This is a genomic window from Actinocorallia sp. API 0066, from assembly GCF_020991275.1.
GTDB lineage: Bacteria > Actinomycetota > Actinomycetes > Streptosporangiales > Streptosporangiaceae > Actinocorallia.
Map to the genome: position 1 here is coordinate 853,235 of NZ_JAJLQY010000001.1, position 14,618 is coordinate 867,852.

Genomic DNA, 14,618 nt, shown 5'->3' on the forward strand with positions numbered 1-14,618 from the left:
ACGATGGAGAAGTTCACCGTCCACACGGGCCGCGCGGTGCCGCTGCGGCGCAGCAACGTCGACACCGACCAGATCATCCCGGCCGTCTGGCTGAAGATGGTCTCGCGGACCGGCTTCGACGAGGGCCTGTTCTCGGTCTGGCGCGAGGACCCGTCCTTCGTCCTGAACGACCCCGCCTACGCGGGCGCCTCGATCCTCGTCGCGGGCCCCGACTTCGGCACCGGCTCGTCCCGCGAGCACGCGGTGTGGGCGCTGCAGCAGTACGGCTTCCGGGTCGTCATCGCGCCGCGCTTCGGCGACATCTTCCGGAACAACTCCACCAAGATGGGCCTGCTGCCGGTCATCCTGGACGAGAAGATCGTCGAGGAGCTGCAGGCCGCCGCCGAGCAGGACCCGACGACCGAGATCACCGTCGACCTGGAGGCGCGCGAGGTGCGCTGCGGCGAACTCGTCGCCTCGTTCGACCTGGACGACTACACGCGTTGGCGCCTCATGGAGGGCCTGGACGACATCGGCCTGACCCTCCGCCATGCCGACGACATCACGTCCTTCGAGGCGTCCCGTCCGGCCTGGCTGCCCGTCACCCAGTAGGCCAGCGGACCCCGGCCCAGGCGCTCCCGACGAAGTCGGCTCGTAAAGCGCCTGGGCCCCATGAACACGGCCCGCACCAAGGCCGAGAGATAGGCGGTCGCATCACCACGTCGTGGCCGCCGTACGTCCGAGCGCGCGCCCTCCGAACACACAGGTTCGGGGGGCGCGCGCCCGTCTCCGGGGCGCGGGACGGGCGCGGGACGGGGGCTGCGACAATAAGCCCATGGGCGCTGAGGATGACCGGTCTGGACCGGCCTGGGACGATCCGGTGCTGATGCTGCTCGCGGCCCGGCTGCGCACGGCCCACCAGCGGATCGCCCCGCTGCCGCGCGACACCAGGCAGCGGCTGCACCGCCAGCTGCTGGCGATCACCGACCTCGCCAAACGCGACCACGAGCTCGCCGCGCGGCGGCTGGCGGCCTTCCTCGCCGACACCGACCTGCCCGGCGGCACCGACCACGCGGGGGCCGCCGCGACGGGCGCGGACGGCGCCGCCACGGGGCAGCGGCGCGACGCGGACGCGGGACGGCACCGGGCCTGAACGCCCCGGCGACTTCTCCCAACGAATCACCATAAGCAGGCTGGTTTCCGCCTTGGGATTCCCCCATGACATGGGAAAACTCGCGACAAGGTGATTGTGCGGGTGCGGTGATGCCCTTAGTTTCAGGGGCGCAACGGGGGAAGCCGGAGGAGTAAACCCTATGAACAAGCGTGAGCTGGTCGACGCGATCGCCGAACGGCTGAACGGCAGCAAGAAGGACGCCGCCGAAGCCGTCGAGGCGTTCCTCGACACGATCCAGACGACGGTGGCGAAGGGTGAGAAGGTCGCCATCACCGGATTCGGTTCGTTCGAGAAGGCGCACCGCCCCGCCCGTACCGCGCGGAACCCCGCGACGGGCAAGACGATCGAGGTCGCCGCGACCTCGGTGCCCAAGTTCAAGGCCGGCGCCGACTTCAAGAACCTGGTCGCCGGCAAGTAGGACGCGGGCCCCGGGCCGCGCGTCCACACAGGCGGACGATGCGCCCGCACGGTTCCCCGTGCGGGCGCTTCCGCGTCCCCGGGGTCAGGGCAGAGGCAGCGTCGCCAGGGTGATCGCGGTGATCCGGTCGCCGTCGTGGGCGAGGTTGACGCGCTGGCCGAAGCGCAGCAGGCGCAGGCCGCCGGCGTCGAACGCGGCGGTGTCGAACGAGAGCTCGCTCCCGTCGTCGAGCAGCACGCTGCCCGAGCGCGACGAGGCGTCGAAGTCCTTCACTGTGCCCTGCATGGCCGCCACCCTAGCCGGGCGGCCCGGCCGCTTTCGACCCCGGCACGGTTCAGCCGGACGCCCCCGCGAGGATCAGCGCGGCGACGGACTCCGTGCGCGGCCCGACCCCCAGCGCCAGGGCGGCGCGCAGGTCGTCGAGGGTGTCCACGTCGGTGCGGACGCTGTCTCGTCCGGCGCGGGGCAGCTCGGTGACGCCCAGCGCGAGGTGCCGCGCGCGGGAGGCGCCGCCGAACGCGGGGAAGAAGGGCGCGTCGGAGCGGGCCGTGTACAGGACCGTCCCGACGCCCTCGCGGTCGGCGAGGAACGCGCGGGGGAAGGCGAGCGCGTCCGAGAGCGCGCAGGCCAGTTCGTCCGGGCGGAGCGCGGGCAGGTCCGCCTGAAGGGCCGCCCGGTGCGCGCCGGGCGGCACCGCGAGCGCCCCGTGCCGCAGCGCCGCGTTCAGCCCGCGCGGCGGCCCCTCGGCGACGATCCGGGCGCCGAGCCCGGTGAGATCGGCGGCCGCCTCCGGGTCCCCGGTCACCACGACGACCTCGGTGACCGCGGGGCAGGCGAGCGCGGCCGCGACGGTGTCGGCGGCGACGGCGCGGGCCAGCGCGGCGCGGTGCGTCCCGGCGGCCCCGGCGATCCGGGACTTGCCGAGCCGTGGCGGTTTCACCGGAACGATCAGTGTCCACCCGGTGACAACGGTGTTCGACATGACAAAGACGACATTAAGGTGTTCCGGTCGTCTCCTCTTCGTCCGCCCCGCCAGGAAAGGAAGCGGCCCATGGCCCCTGGTTCCTCCGCCATGACGGCGCGCTACCGGTACTCGCCTGCCTGGCGCACCTTCGCGCAGCTCCTGCTGCGCCCGCTGCTGTTCGCCCTGATGGCGCGCGGGTGGCGGGGGCGGAGCCACATCCCTCGGTCCGGCGGCGTGATCATCGCGGCCAACCATGTGTCGGAGGCCGACCCTCTGGCACTCGCCCACTTCGTCTACAAGGCGGGCAGGTTCCCTGTGTTCCTCGCCAAGGACGTCCTGTTCCGGCTGCCGGTGCTCGGGCCGCTGCTCACCGCCGTCGGGCAGATCCCGGTGGCGCGCGGCACGGCGGGCGCGGCGCGCTCGCTGGCGGACGCGCGGGAGGCGCTCGAAGCGGGACAGTGCGTCGTCTTCTATCCTGAGGGCACCTGTACCCGCGATCCGCGCCTGTGGCCGATGCGCGCCAAAACCGGCGTCGCCCGCCTGGCGCTGGAGACGGGGGCGCCGGTGATCCCGGTGGCCCAGTGGGGCGCCCATGAGCTGCTGCCTTACGCGTCGGGGAAGCTCAGCCCGCTGCCGCGCAAGGCAATGCGGGTGGCGGCCGGTGCGCCGGTCGACCTGACCGCCTATGCGGACGGGGCGGCCGACGCCGATACGCTCAGGGCGGCGACCGATGAGATCATGCGGACGATCACGGCGCTGCTGGGCGAGCTGCGCGGACAGGAACCGCCCGAGAGACCGTACGTCCATGAGGAGCGTAGACAGTCGTGACGCGCGTTGCGGTGATGGGGGCCGGGTCCTGGGGGACCGTTTTCGCCAAGGTCCTGGTGGACGCCGGGAGCGACGTCGTCCTGTGGGGCCGCAGGCCCGAGGTGGCCCGGGAGATCAACGAGCGGCACGAGAACAGCGAGTACCTGCCCGGGGTGACGCTGCCCGCCGCGCTGCGCGCCACCACCGACCTCGCCGAGGCGCTGGCCGGCGCGGAGTTCGTGTGCCTCGCGGTGCCCGCGCAGACGCTGCGGGAGAACCTCGCCGCGTGGGCGCCGCTGATCCCCGAGGGCGCGGTGCTCGTCAGCCTGATGAAGGGCATCGAGTCCGGCACGAGCCTGCGCATGTCCCAGGTGATCGCGGAGGTGCTGGGCGTCGGGCCGGAGCGGATCGGCGTGGTGTGCGGGCCGAACCTCGCGCCGGAGATCGCCCGCGGCGAGCCGGGAGCCGCCGTCGCGGCCTGCGCGGACGAGGAGACGGCGCTCCGCCTTCAGTCCGCCTGCATGAACCCGTACTTCCGCGTCTACACCAGCACCGACGTGATCGGCTGCGAGGTGGGCGGCGCGGTCAAGAACGTCATCGCGCTGTGCGTGGGCATCGCGACCGGCCTGGGGTTCGGCGACAGCACCAAGGCACTGCTCATGACCCGTGGCCTGGCTGAGATCATCCGCCTTGGTGTCACGCTGGGCGCGCAGGAGCCCACGTTCGCCGGCCTCGCCGGGCTCGGCGACCTCGTGGGCACGTGCAGCTCCCCGTTCTCCAGGAACCGGACGTTCGGCGAGAACCTCGGCCGTGGCATGACGCTGGCGGAGGTCATCGGCGTGACCAAGCAGACGGCCGAGGGCGTCAAGTCGGCGCTGCCGATCCTCACGCTGGCCCGCGAGCACGGGGTGGAGATGCCGATCACCGAGGTGGTCGCCGCCGTCATGCACGACGGGGTGCCCATCGAGGAGGCGTACCTCAAGCTGATGTCCCGGTCGCCCAAACCCGAGCGGTACGGGGTCTAGCCTCCCGAAAGGCCCGAGGTGGCCTCACGTTTCGTGACATCATTGTCGCGATGTGTAAGAAGAGTAGAGGCGAGAACACGAGGGCGGTCCAGTTGCCCGACCCTCCCGTCCCCGCCCAGCGCCCCGCCGGGCTTCCCGTCTACCGCACCGCCGGGTTCGTCTTCGCCGACGCGGCCGAGCACGCCGACCTCGTCCACGAGGGCGGCGGCTACCTGTACGGACGGGTGGACAACCCCACCTGCGACGCGTTCGCCGACGCGGTGGCGGCGCTGGAGGGCGTGACGGTCGAGGGGGTGCGCGGGCAGGCGTTCGCCTCCGGGATGGCCGCCATCAGCGCCGTCCTCCTGGCGTTCACCCGCTCCGGAAGCCACGTGGTCGCCCCTCTGGCGCTGTACGGCGGCGCGTACGAACTGCTCGTGGGGCTGATGTCCAGATTCGGGGTGACGGCCGACTTCGTGGACTTCGCGGATCTTGAGCAGGTCCGAGCGGTGTTGCGCCCTTCGACCCGCCTCGTGTGGGCCGAGACCCTCGCGACGCCCGGCATGGCCGTCGCGGACCTGCCCGGCCTCGCCTCGCTCGCGCATGGAAGGGGCGCCCTCCTCGTCGTCGACTCCACCGCCGCGACGCCGGTGCTGTGCCGTCCGCTGGAGTACGGGGCGGACCTCGTCGTCCACTCGGCCACCAAGTACCTGGGCGGGCACGGCGACGCGCTCGGCGGGGTCGTCGCGGGGCGGGCCGACCTCGTCGCGGAGGTCAGGGGCGTGCGGGTCGCGACGGGCGCCGTCCTCGGGCCCGACGAGGCGTTCCTCCTGAGGCGCGGCCTGGAGACGCTGCCCCTGCGCGTCCGGAGGCAGTGCGACACGGCGGCGCAGTTCGCCGCCGCGATGGCCAGACACCCGGCCGTCCGCGCGGTCGACTATCCAGGGCTGCCCGGACACCACGGGCACACGCTCGCGCGGCGGCTGTTCGACCGAGGCCCTGAGGGCACCCGCTTCGGCGCGCTGGTCACCGTCACCCCGCACGGCGGCCGGGTCGCGGGGCTCGCGCTGTGCGACGCGCTGCGCCTCGCGGGCACCGCGACGTCCTACGGCGGCACCCGCACCACCGTCGCGCACGTCGGCGCGACGGCGCTCACCGGCCGCGACGACGTGCTCCTGGCGGGCGGCGGCGTCGATCCGGGCGCCGTGCGCTTCTCCATCGGCCTGGAGGACGCCGAGGACCTCATCAGGGACGCCGTGGAGGCGCTCGACACGCTCTCCGCCGACCTCCGCCGGCCCGCCGCGCCCGGCGCCGCGCACGAGGCGGTGCCCGGCTGAGCGGCGGCTGAGCGGCCGCGGAGGGCGATAGAGTCGGAGCATCATGCCGGAAAAGATCACAGTCGCCGTGGTGTTCGGCGGCCGAAGCTCAGAACACGCCATCTCCTGCGTCACCGCGGGCAGCGTCATGGCGGCCATCGACACCGACCGCTACGACGTGCTGCCCATCGGCATCGCCAAGGACGGCCGCTGGGTCCTCGCGGGCGAGGAGCGCCTGGCGATCACCGACGGCGCGCTGCCCGAGGTGTCGGGCGCGGGCACCGCGCTGGCGCTGCCGTTCGACCCCGACGGCCCCGGCCTGATCACCGTCGCGCCGGAGGAGGTGCCGCGCGCGCTCGGCCGGGTGGACGTGGTGCTGCCGCTGCTGCACGGCCCCTACGGCGAGGACGGCACGATCCAGGGCATGCTGGAGCTCGCCGGGATCCGGTACGTGGGCGCGGGCGTGCTGGCCAGCGCGGTCGGCATGGACAAGGCGTTCATGAAGCTCGTGTGGCAGGCGCAGGGGCTCCCGGTCGGCCCGTACGTGATCATCACCGACCGCGAGTGGCGGTTGGAACGCGACCGCAAGCTCGACGAGGTCAAGCAGCTCGGCTGGCCCGTGTTCGTCAAGCCCGCGCGCGCCGGGTCCAGCATGGGCATCTCCAAGGTGAGCCGGGCCGAGGACCTCGTGCCCGCGATCGAGGCGGCCCGCGAGCACGACCCGAAGCTCATCGTCGAGGCGGGCGTGGACGGCGCCGAGGTCGAGTGCGGCGTCCTGGAGGGCGTCGGCGACGGGCCCAACGAGGCGAGCCTGCCCGCCCGGATCGTCATGACGGGCGAGCACGACTTCTACGACTTCGAGACCAAGTACCTGGACGGCACCTCCGAGCTGGAGATCCCCGCCGACCTGCCGCCCGAGGTCGTCGCCCGGCTGCGGGCCACCGCCGTGCGCGCGTTCGACGCGCTGGGCTGCGAGGGCCTGGCCCGCGTCGACTTCTTCGTGACGCCGGGGCACGAACTCGTGCTCAACGAGATCAACACCATGCCGGGCTTCACCCCGACGTCGGCGTTCCCGCAGATGTGGGCGGCGACCGGGCTCGACTACCCGGCGCTGGTGGACCGGCTCCTGCGGACGGCGCTGGCCCGCCCGCTCGGCCTGCGCTGAGCCCGCGCGGGACGCCCGCCGCCCGGACGTGCCGGGCGGCGTGCCGGGTTCCGTCAGTCTCCGGGCAGGGTGATCCAGGCCCGCTGCTTCAGGGTCTTGGCGTCGCTGAGCCGGATGCCGCCGTAGGAGACCGTCCACAGGGTGCCGTCGATGTAGAGGGCGCGGGAGATCATGTCGTGGCGCTTCTCGTGGCGGATCTCACCGAGCTGCGTGATGGCGTTCTCCGTGACGGTGAGGACCAGCGCGCTCTCCATGGCGGGCAGCACGGTCAGGCCCGTCTCCGGCCAGTACAGGAAGCCGTGGGCGTCGTTCTCCACCTCGGTGGAGTAGGTGTCGGGCAGGTGCAGTTGGGAGAGGCGCGCGGGCTGGTCGCCGGAGACGTCGAACAGGGAGATGAGCGCGCCCTTGCGGCGTCCCTTGAGGTCGGCCTCCTGACCGACGCCCAGGAGCCTGCCTTCGGCCGTCGGATGCAGGTAGGCGGAGTAGCCGGTGATCTTCAGCTCGCCCAGGGCGCGCGGAGCCTTCGGGTCGGCTAGATCGATCGTGTACAGCGGATCCACCTGCCGGAACGTGACGACGTAGCCGCGCGGTCCGATGAAGCGCACCGAGTAGATCTGCTCGCCCTTGCCCAGGCCGCCGAGCGAGCCGACCTTCTTCAGCTCGGCCCCGTCGGTGGTGAGCACGTGGACGCTGCTCTCCTCCTTGGTGTGGTCGGTCACCGCGACCCGTAGATGGCCGTCGTGCTCGGACATCGAGTACTGGTTGAGCAGTTGCCCGACGACCTCGCCGGAGCCGGTGTAGCGCGGCGTCAGCCCGTCGAAGGCGAACCTGTGCACGCGGGTGCGCACCGGCGCGGGCCGGGAAAGCCGGGTGGGCAGCGGGTCGAAGCCGCGGGTCTCGGTGACGTAGAGGCTGTCGGCGGTGCCGTAGACGGTCTCGCCGCCGCCCACCACCGAGGTGGTCTCCGCTTTGCCCAGCGGCTTGGCGAGGTCGAAGGCGAAGACGCTCACCATCGCGATGCCGTCCTCGTCGTCGGCGGGATGGCTGATCCGCTCGCACGGCACGCTGTGCTCGGCTGACGAGCCGTCCGCGCCCGTCACCTTGTACGCGGGGAGGAAGGACTCCAGGGGCGCCCGGCGGACGATCTCCTTGTTGCGCGCGATGAGGCGGGGCTCGCTCTTCTTCCAGTCCTCGTAGTCCTCCTCGGTCGGGTGTGGGATGTCGATGCGCGGGGTGCTGCGGACGACGAGCCGGACCGCCGAGCCGACCTGTCGGGCGTCCACGAGGCCGCCGGGCAGTTCCAGTTCGGCGACCGTCTCGCGGGTCTTCAGATCGACCTGGACGGCCCGCAGCCCGCCGTGCCCGGGGTAGGGGAGGAGGACGTCCGACGCCGCGTCGGTGGGCATCGGCATCGGGCCGCCGAAGCCGCCGCCCAGGACGAGGGCGGTGTCGCCGTGCAGGAGCAGCCGGGAGCCGCGGCCGAAGCCCTTGGGCAGCTCGACCTTGCCGACGGTGGCGCCGGTGCGGCCGTCCAGGATGAGGAGCGCGCCGTCGGCGACGAGCAGGACGCGGCCGCCGTCGGTCTTCACCTCGTCGGGCTCGTCCACGCCCGCGGTGTGCGTGTTCGTGGTGGAGTGTGCGGGCGGGGCGGCGGAGGCGGCGGCCGGGGCTCCTCCGGCGTCCTGGGCCGTGTTCCGCTCGAAGAGGCCGCCTCCCTCGGCGCGGTAGGCGAGGTGGTCGTCCGCGGTGACGAGGCCCGAGGCGTCCACCCGCTTCAGGGCGGCGGCGCGCAGCGAGTCGAGGAGGGCGTCGCATCCGTCGTAGGCGACGAGGCGGATGTTGGAGAGGTCCGCGGGAGGCGGTGCGGACGCACCGGTGCAGGCGGTCGCGAGGAGGACCGGCACGAGGAGGAGGGAGGCCAGGGGGAGGGCATGTCGCATACCGTCCAGACGGGTCCCTGGGCCTTGCGCGTTGCTCCGGGAGCCGTTCGGGAGCTAGAAGGCCGTCCAGGCGCGGCGCTTCAGCCTCGCCGCGTCGCTGACCATGACGCCCGCCGACGAGAACGTCAGCAGGGTGTCCCCGACGAGGAGGGCGCGGGTGATGGGCGCCGACCGGTGGCGGAGCGTGCCGAGCCGGGTGACGCCCTGCGGCGTCACGGACAGGACGGCAGCCGCGTGCGGGACGGTCGGCAGCACCGTCAGGCCGGTGGCCGGGTCGTGCAGGTAGGCGCGCGGGTCGTGTTCGACGCGGGCGCCGGGGAGGCCGGGTCCGCGCAGGTCGGCCAGAGGGCCGTCGGCGGAGGGGCCGAACAGGGAGACGCGCAGCCCTTGCGGGCGTCCCCTTCCGGTGCGCGGCTGGCCCACCGCGACGACCCTGCCTTCGGCGGACGGAAGCAGCGACGTGGACGCCGCCGGGAAGGGCAGCTCACCCAGGCGGCGCGGATGGGCGGGGTCGGACAGGTCGAGGGCCGGAAGCGGGCCCTTCGCCCGGTCCGTCGTGACGTAGGCGCGGTCCCCGAGGAAGCGCACCGCGCGGATGCCGCTGTCTCCGCTCACGTCGATGAGCCTCCCGATCGTGTCCAGGCGTGGCCCTGACGTCTCCAAGACGTACAGGTCGCCTACGGTGCGGCCGGGGTCGCCGACGGCCACCCGCAGATGGCCTTTGTGCTCCGACAGCCCGCCCGGCCCCAGCACCTCGCCCACGACCGATCCGGATCCGACGTAGAGGGGACGGTCCGGGGTGAGGTCGATCCTGTGCACGCGGGTGGTCGCGGTGCCGGGAGGCGTCTCCGCGACGTACAGGCTGGTGGCCGTGCCGTGCACGGCCGCGTGGCCTCCGGCGACGGCCAGGGGGGCGCCGTCTCCGAGCGGCTTGGACAGGTCGAAGGTGAACACGGTAAGGACGGACTCGGCCACGTCGTCCCGAGGCCGGTTGATCCGGTTGCAGGGCACCCGGTGCCTGACGGTCTCGCCGGACACCGTCACGTCGTAAGCGGGATGGAACGCCTCGGCGGGCGCGTCACGGACGACGTCCTTGTTCCGCTCGACGGCGCGGGGCGCGTAGTCGTTCCAGGCGCTGTCGTCCTTCGAGGGCGGGGCGGCGAAGTCGAGCCGGGGGAGCGCCCGGACGGAGACCCTGACGAGGGGGCCCGATCTGCGCGCGTCCACGAGGACGCCCGGCATGCGCAGCTCACCGAGGGTGCCGCCGGTCGCCAGGTCGACGAGCAGAAGCCGGGCCACGGGAGCGCCGGGGCCCGTCCCGTCGGGGTCATGGCCGGTGAGCAGGAGGGCGCGGGAGCCGTCGCTGAGGACCCGCGCGGTCTCGTAGCCGCGCGGCAGCCTTATCCGCCGCTGGACGGAGCCGTCGCGGCCGTCCAGGACGAACAGGCGGCGTCCGGCGGCCGCGAGCGCCCGTGGCGCGCCTCCGGGGAGGAGCTCCACGGTGTCGGGCAGGTCGGCGGCGGCCGAGGGGTCGTCGGCTGGGACGGGCGCCACGGCCGCAGGGCCGCCGCCCGAAGGGTCCAGCGACCCCTCGACGCCGAGGGGCCCGGTGCGGGCGAGCGTAGCCGTCCGCAGGGACTCCAGCAGCGCCGCGCAGTCCTGCCTGCCGACGAGGCCCGGTGGGGCGTCGGCGGCCGAGGGGGAACAGGCCGTGACCAGAAGGAGCACGGTCGGAGTGATCATGCGTCGCATACATCTCAGATGTTCGGAACACCGCACGGGTTGGGGTGGCGATCTGACAGCGGAGAGTGAGAAGGCACTTACCGAGTTGTAAAAGCAGAGAAACGGGTCCGAAACAGCGCGGTGTGCACTATCTCCTTGGCTACGTGTTTCTTCCGTCGACAAGACAAGTCTGAAAGGGGCCTCCGTGCCGCTGCTGTCGTACGGCGCCCAGGCGGTGCCCGGGCACACCCGGTGGCACCCCGAGATCCCCGCCGTCGCCGAGGTCATCTCCGGGGGGTCGGTGCGGATGGAGTGCCGCGGCTTCTGGGGCGCCCGCGAGGCGCTGCTGTGCGGGCCGATCGCCGTTGTCGGCGCGGAGCCCGGCGACGTGATCGTCGTCGACGTGCTCGGCATCGGCCGCGCCGACGGCGGCCCCGCGCTCGACGCGCACCCCGGCGTGCTCGGCTGCGCCCCCGGCGACGACGCGCTCCCGGTCGAGGTCGAGCCGGACGGGCCGCTGCTGGGCCGGGTCCGGCCGGGCCTGGCCGACTACCAGCCGGTCGCGGCGCGGGCGCTGCGCTCGGCGGCGCTGGCCGGGCAGATCGTCGGCTCCTGCGCGGACGCCAGGCTGACCGCGGGCTCGCGGATCGTGCTTCCGGTGCACGTGCGCGGCGCCAAGCTCTCGGCGGGCGACCTGCACTTCGGTGACGGCTGCACCACCCTGGACGGCTGGATCGACCTGCGCGTCAACCTCACCAAACGCGGCGTCGAGCGGTTCCACGTGACGGGCCCGCTCCTGATGCCCGCCTAGCGCGCTAGAACTGTCCCTCGGGGAGGCTCGGCAGCCCTTGGAGCGTCGAAGTGAACTCGGTGAGGAGCTCGCCGGGAGGGCTGCCCGCGGGTGTGTACTTCTGCGGGATCGTCACCTCGACGTAGGCGGCGCGGCCCACGAGCGTCCAGGTGGAGGGCCGGTCGCCTTCGGCGGGCAGCCATGCGAGCCCGTCCACGGTGACGACGCGTTCGATGAGCCCGGAATCCGGGTCGGCGGGCCGGGTGACGCCGCAGCGCACCGCGATGGCCGGGCTGCCCCACGCCGCCACGTAGGGCGACGCCGGGTCCGTCTCGCGCCGCTCCAGGCCGTTCACCCGCTCCGGATAGGACAGGGCGCGGCACGCGGAGGCGGCCTCCGCGTCCGGGGACGGGACGGGCACCTGCACGGAGCCCTCCGCGCAGCCCGCGGCCAGCAGCAGCGGGACAGCGCAGAGCACGGCGGATCTGGCGAACCTCACAAATGCACGATAGGGCAGGTCAGTGTACGGGTGATCCCGGGGACCCCCTGGATGCGGGCGACGACGAGCTTGCCCAGGTCGTCCATGTTCGGTGCCTCCGCTTTGACGATCACATCGTAGGGTCCGGTCACGTCGTCGGCCTCGACGGCGCCGTCGATGACCGCGATCGTCCGAGCCACCTCGGCGGCCCTGCCGACCTCGGTCTGGATCAGGATGTAGGCCTGCACCATCGCGTCTCCCCGAGTGGGGTGGGAGAAAGAGCGTCCGATCGCTCACCGTACCTTGGTTCTCCCGGGAACTTGAGAGGGAGGGCCGTCATAGAGATCGGTGAGATGGGCGAGTTCGGGCTGATCCGCAGGGTGACCGCGCGGTTCCCCCAGGGCCCGCTCGTGGAGCTCGGGCCGGGCGACGACGCGGCGGTGGTCCGCACCCCGGACGGCAGGGTCGTCGCGACGGCGGACATGCTCGTCGAGGGCAGGCACTTCAGGACCGACTGGTCCTCGGCCTACGACGTGGGGCGCAAGGCGGCGGCGCAGAACCTCGCCGACGTCGTCGCGATGGGCGCCCGGCCGACGGCGCTGCTCATCGGCTTCGGCGCGCCCGCCTCCCTCGACGTCGCCTGGGCCGACGGGCTCACCGCCGGGCTGCGCGACGAGTGCGCGCTCGTCGGGGCCTCGATCGTCGGCGGCGACACGGTGCGCACCCCGGGCATCACCGTCGCGGTGACGGCGCTCGGCGATCTCGGCGGCGCGCCGCCGCTCACCAGGTCCGGCGCGCGCCCAGGAGATCGTGTGGCGGTCCGCGGGCGGCTCGGGTGGGCGGCGATGGGGCTCGCCGCGCTGGAGGTCTCCTCGGCCGTCTCAGGGCCTTTTGTGGAGGCGCACCGGCGTCCCGCGCCGCCCTACACCGCGGGCGCGGAGGCGCGGGCGCTCGGCGCGACGGCGCTCGTGGACGTCTCGGACGGCCTCGTGCAGGACCTCGGCCACGTCGCGCGGGCCAGCGGGGCGGGCATCGCGCTGGAGGCGAAGCTGATCCCGCTGGATCCCGGCGTCACCCTGGAGGCGGCGCTCACGGGCGGCGACGACCACGCGTTCGCGGCCGCGTTCCCGCCGTCGGCGGAGCTGACACCCGAGTGGCGGGTGATCGGCGCGGTGACGGCCGACGTGACGGGTGTGACGGTGGACGGCGCGCGGGTCACCGGCGGCGGCTGGGATCATTTCGGTGGTTGAGCGGCATTCCGTGAATCTTAGAGTTATGTAAAAAGAAGGGACTTCGCGGCGGTCGCCTTGGTCATCCGGTAGGCGCACTTGGTGTGGTTTTGGTATACATCCCAGGAACGAAGAGGATTGGGATGGGACGACACACCAAGTTCTGGGACCGGCCGCGTTTCGCGGACGCGCCCCCAGCGCCCTCCCCCGCTGGGAAGGTGCGGATGGCCTGGATCGGACGGACCCCGCTGATGCCGGTGCTCGCCGGGGTCGGCGCCGTCGGCGTCGTCGTTGCTGCCTACCTGACGCAGCAGATCACCCTGAACCTCGCAGGCCCCGGCGCGGGCCCGGAGTCGGCGGCCTGCGCCGGCTGTGAGCCGCTGCGCGCCGAGGTGCCGGGATACGCGACCGCCGAGGACCCCCCGACCCAGGGGACCGAGGCGGCGGACCGTTCCCTCACGCCCCCCGGCCTGCGCGCCGCCTTCAAGCTGCGCGGGACGACGGGAAGCGGCTTCACCGCGACGGTCACCCTGCGCAACACGGGCGAGGAGGCGGTCTCGGCCTGGAAGCTGCGGTTCCGCATCCCCAACGCCGAGGTGCACGGCGCGGAGGGCGCCACGGTGCAGACCCTCGCGGCCAACGGGGGCACCACGCTGCTCACCGGCGCCGCCCCCATCGGGCCCGGCGCGACGCTGAGGCTCGTCCTCACCGGCCAGGGCGCCTGGTCGGAGCCCGTGGGCTGCCGCGTCAACGGGCAGAAGTGCCGCTGACCGGTTTCCATTAGGCTGCCCCGTATGGCTACCGCTCCACCCCGTGTGCTGACCGTCGCCGGCTCCGACTCCGGCGGAGGCGCGGGCATCCAGGCAGACCTGAAAACGATGCTCGCCCTGGGCGTGCACGGGATGAGCGTGATCTGCGCGGTGACGGCGCAGAACTCCCTGGGGGTCCAGGGCTACTGGGAGCTGCCTCCCGAGGCGGTGACGGCGCAGATGGACTCGGTGCTGTCCGACATCGGCGCACAGGCCGTCAAGACCGGCATGCTCGCCTCGACGGTCCTGGTGGAGACGGTGGCCGAGCGCCTGTCACACCATGACGCGCCCCTGGTGGTGGATCCCGTCGGCGTCAGCAAGCACGGCGACACCCTGCTCGCGCCCGACGCGGTGGACGCCGTCAGGACGGCCCTGCTGCCGCTCGCCACGGTCGTCACGCCCAACCTGTGGGAGGTGGAGCTCCTCACGGGAGTGAAGGTCGAGTCCGAGGACGACCTGATCCGCGCGGCGGAGGCCGTCAAGGAGTTCGGGCCTCGGTGGGTGCTCATCAAGGGCGGCCACCTTCCGACCGCTCCGGTGGACCTGCTCTACGACGGCTCGGAGCGGCACCTGTTCTCCGACGAGCGTTACGACAACCGGCACACGCACGGCACGGGCTGCACGCTCGCCTCGGCCATCGCCTCGCACCTGGCGCTCGGCCTGTCCGTGCCGGACGCGGTGGCCGCGAGCAAGACCTACATCTCCGGCGCGATCCGGGGCGGCTTCCCGCTCGGCTCCGGCATCGGCCCGGTGGACCACGCCTGGCGCTGGCGCGTCTGACCGGCCGCCCGACGGCCCGGGGTGAGACGCCAGAAGACCCGGC

General features: G+C 73.1%; 17 protein-coding genes. 11 read left to right on the forward strand and 6 right to left on the reverse strand.

The window, feature by feature from the left end; all coding sequences use genetic code 11:
- The first annotated feature begins 3 nt into the window (after window positions 1-3).
- From leuD to LO762_RS03970, 3 genes are all read left to right on the forward strand, one after another.
- Window positions 4-591, forward strand: coding sequence for a 3-isopropylmalate dehydratase small subunit (leuD, locus tag LO762_RS03960; RefSeq protein ID WP_230612496.1), 588 nt, complete (start codon window positions 4-6; stop codon window positions 589-591).
- A 223-nt stretch (window positions 592-814) separates the two neighbouring features.
- Entirely contained in the window at window positions 815-1,132 is a 318-nt protein-coding gene (locus LO762_RS03965; RefSeq protein WP_230612498.1) for a hypothetical protein, read from the forward strand.
- A gap of 160 nt (window positions 1,133-1,292) precedes the next feature.
- Window positions 1,293-1,571: an HU family DNA-binding protein gene (locus LO762_RS03970; RefSeq protein ID WP_230612500.1), complete on the forward strand. Its 279-nt coding sequence runs from the start codon at window positions 1,293-1,295 to the stop codon at window positions 1,569-1,571.
- An 84-nt stretch (window positions 1,572-1,655) separates the two neighbouring features.
- Here the strand turns inward: LO762_RS03970 and LO762_RS03975 are convergent, their stop codons facing one another.
- Window positions 1,656-1,856: a cold shock domain-containing protein gene (locus tag LO762_RS03975; RefSeq protein ID WP_230612502.1), complete on the reverse strand. Its 201-nt coding sequence runs from the start codon at window positions 1,854-1,856 to the stop codon at window positions 1,656-1,658.
- 49 nt (window positions 1,857-1,905) lie between these two features.
- A complete protein-coding gene (gene cofC / locus LO762_RS03980; protein WP_230612504.1) occupies window positions 1,906-2,553 on the reverse strand; it encodes a 2-phospho-L-lactate guanylyltransferase in 648 nt (215 codons plus the stop codon).
- A 69-nt stretch (window positions 2,554-2,622) separates the two neighbouring features.
- Here cofC and LO762_RS03985 point away from each other — a divergent pair, with 69 nt between their 5' ends.
- The 4 genes from LO762_RS03985 to LO762_RS04000 are packed head-to-tail and all read left to right on the forward strand — an operon-like array spanning window position 2,623 to window position 6,827.
- Window positions 2,623-3,363: a 1-acyl-sn-glycerol-3-phosphate acyltransferase gene (locus LO762_RS03985; RefSeq protein ID WP_230612505.1), complete on the forward strand. Its 741-nt coding sequence runs from the start codon at window positions 2,623-2,625 to the stop codon at window positions 3,361-3,363.
- A complete protein-coding gene (locus LO762_RS03990) occupies window positions 3,360-4,367 on the forward strand; it encodes an NAD(P)H-dependent glycerol-3-phosphate dehydrogenase (protein ID WP_230612506.1) in 1,008 nt (335 codons plus the stop codon). The genes LO762_RS03985 and LO762_RS03990 overlap by 4 nt, the downstream gene beginning before the upstream one ends.
- 50 nt (window positions 4,368-4,417) lie before the next feature.
- Window positions 4,418-5,683 (forward strand): PLP-dependent aspartate aminotransferase family protein, encoded by a 1,266-nt coding sequence (locus tag LO762_RS03995; RefSeq protein ID WP_230612507.1) that lies wholly within the window; start codon window positions 4,418-4,420, stop codon window positions 5,681-5,683.
- 43 nt (window positions 5,684-5,726) lie between these two features.
- A complete protein-coding gene (locus LO762_RS04000; protein WP_230612508.1) occupies window positions 5,727-6,827 on the forward strand; it encodes a D-alanine--D-alanine ligase family protein in 1,101 nt (366 codons plus the stop codon).
- A gap of 53 nt (window positions 6,828-6,880) precedes the next feature.
- Here the strand turns inward: LO762_RS04000 and LO762_RS04005 are convergent, their stop codons facing one another.
- Together LO762_RS04005 and LO762_RS04010 are read right to left on the reverse strand one after the other, a co-directional pair.
- Window positions 6,881-8,767 (reverse strand): beta-propeller domain-containing protein, encoded by a 1,887-nt coding sequence (locus tag LO762_RS04005; protein WP_230612509.1) that lies wholly within the window; start codon window positions 8,765-8,767, stop codon window positions 6,881-6,883.
- Window positions 8,768-8,821: 54 nt separating this feature from the next.
- Window positions 8,822-10,510, reverse strand: coding sequence for a beta-propeller domain-containing protein (locus LO762_RS04010; RefSeq protein WP_230612510.1), 1,689 nt, complete (start codon window positions 10,508-10,510; stop codon window positions 8,822-8,824).
- Window positions 10,511-10,694: 184 nt separating this feature from the next.
- On the opposite strand from LO762_RS04010, the gene LO762_RS04015 reads away from it, so the two are divergent.
- A complete protein-coding gene (locus LO762_RS04015) occupies window positions 10,695-11,300 on the forward strand; it encodes an acetamidase/formamidase family protein (protein WP_230612512.1) in 606 nt (201 codons plus the stop codon).
- 4 nt (window positions 11,301-11,304) lie between these two features.
- Here the strand turns inward: LO762_RS04015 and LO762_RS04020 are convergent, their stop codons facing one another.
- Window positions 11,305-11,778 carry a DUF3515 domain-containing protein gene (locus tag LO762_RS04020; RefSeq protein ID WP_230612514.1) on the reverse strand — a complete coding sequence of 158 codons (474 nt, stop codon included), beginning with the start codon at window positions 11,776-11,778 and terminating at the stop codon, window positions 11,305-11,307.
- Window positions 11,775-12,008: an Lrp/AsnC family transcriptional regulator gene (locus LO762_RS04025; protein WP_230612516.1), complete on the reverse strand. Its 234-nt coding sequence runs from the start codon at window positions 12,006-12,008 to the stop codon at window positions 11,775-11,777. The genes LO762_RS04020 and LO762_RS04025 overlap by 4 nt, the downstream gene beginning before the upstream one ends.
- A 102-nt stretch (window positions 12,009-12,110) precedes the next feature.
- Here LO762_RS04025 and LO762_RS04030 point away from each other — a divergent pair, with 102 nt between their 5' ends.
- The 3 genes from LO762_RS04030 to thiD all read left to right on the forward strand — a co-directional run bounded on the left by LO762_RS04030 (window position 12,111) and on the right by thiD (window position 14,575).
- Complete coding sequence (locus LO762_RS04030) at window positions 12,111-13,007, forward strand: thiamine-phosphate kinase (protein ID WP_230612518.1); 897 nt, start codon at window positions 12,111-12,113, stop codon at window positions 13,005-13,007.
- A gap of 122 nt (window positions 13,008-13,129) precedes the next feature.
- Window positions 13,130-13,756: a cellulose binding domain-containing protein gene (locus tag LO762_RS04035; RefSeq protein ID WP_230612520.1), complete on the forward strand. Its 627-nt coding sequence runs from the start codon at window positions 13,130-13,132 to the stop codon at window positions 13,754-13,756.
- A 24-nt stretch (window positions 13,757-13,780) separates the two neighbouring features.
- Window positions 13,781-14,575 carry a bifunctional hydroxymethylpyrimidine kinase/phosphomethylpyrimidine kinase gene (gene thiD, locus LO762_RS04040; RefSeq protein WP_230612522.1) on the forward strand — a complete coding sequence of 265 codons (795 nt, stop codon included), beginning with the start codon at window positions 13,781-13,783 and terminating at the stop codon, window positions 14,573-14,575.
- Window positions 14,576-14,618: the final 43 nt, after the last annotated feature.

Bases quoted from the DNA above. Each gene is read 5' to 3' on its own strand.
- LO762_RS04010 (WP_230612510.1), bottom strand. From the start codon at position 10,510: ATGATCACTCCGACCGTGCTCCTTCTGGTCACGGCCTGTTCCCCCTCG.
- LO762_RS03985 (WP_230612505.1), top strand. From the start codon at position 2,623: ATGGCCCCTGGTTCCTCCGCCATGACGGCGCGCTACCGGTACTCGCCT.
- LO762_RS04000 (WP_230612508.1), top strand. From the start codon at position 5,727: ATGCCGGAAAAGATCACAGTCGCCGTGGTGTTCGGCGGCCGAAGCTCA.
- cofC (WP_230612504.1), bottom strand. From the start codon at position 2,553: ATGTCGAACACCGTTGTCACCGGGTGGACACTGATCGTTCCGGTGAAA.
- LO762_RS04005 (WP_230612509.1), bottom strand. From the start codon at position 8,767: ATGCGACATGCCCTCCCCCTGGCCTCCCTCCTCCTCGTGCCGGTCCTC.
- LO762_RS03995 (WP_230612507.1), top strand. From the start codon at position 4,418: ATGTGTAAGAAGAGTAGAGGCGAGAACACGAGGGCGGTCCAGTTGCCC.
- leuD (WP_230612496.1), top strand. From the start codon at position 4: ATGGAGAAGTTCACCGTCCACACGGGCCGCGCGGTGCCGCTGCGGCGC.
- thiD (WP_230612522.1), top strand. From the start codon at position 13,781: ATGGCTACCGCTCCACCCCGTGTGCTGACCGTCGCCGGCTCCGACTCC.
- LO762_RS03970 (WP_230612500.1), top strand. From the start codon at position 1,293: ATGAACAAGCGTGAGCTGGTCGACGCGATCGCCGAACGGCTGAACGGC.
- LO762_RS03965 (WP_230612498.1), top strand. From the start codon at position 815: ATGGGCGCTGAGGATGACCGGTCTGGACCGGCCTGGGACGATCCGGTG.
- LO762_RS04035 (WP_230612520.1), top strand. From the start codon at position 13,130: ATGGGACGACACACCAAGTTCTGGGACCGGCCGCGTTTCGCGGACGCG.
- LO762_RS04030 (WP_230612518.1), top strand. From the start codon at position 12,111: ATGGGCGAGTTCGGGCTGATCCGCAGGGTGACCGCGCGGTTCCCCCAG.
- LO762_RS03975 (WP_230612502.1), bottom strand. From the start codon at position 1,856: ATGCAGGGCACAGTGAAGGACTTCGACGCCTCGTCGCGCTCGGGCAGC.
- LO762_RS04025 (WP_230612516.1), bottom strand. From the start codon at position 12,008: ATGGTGCAGGCCTACATCCTGATCCAGACCGAGGTCGGCAGGGCCGCC.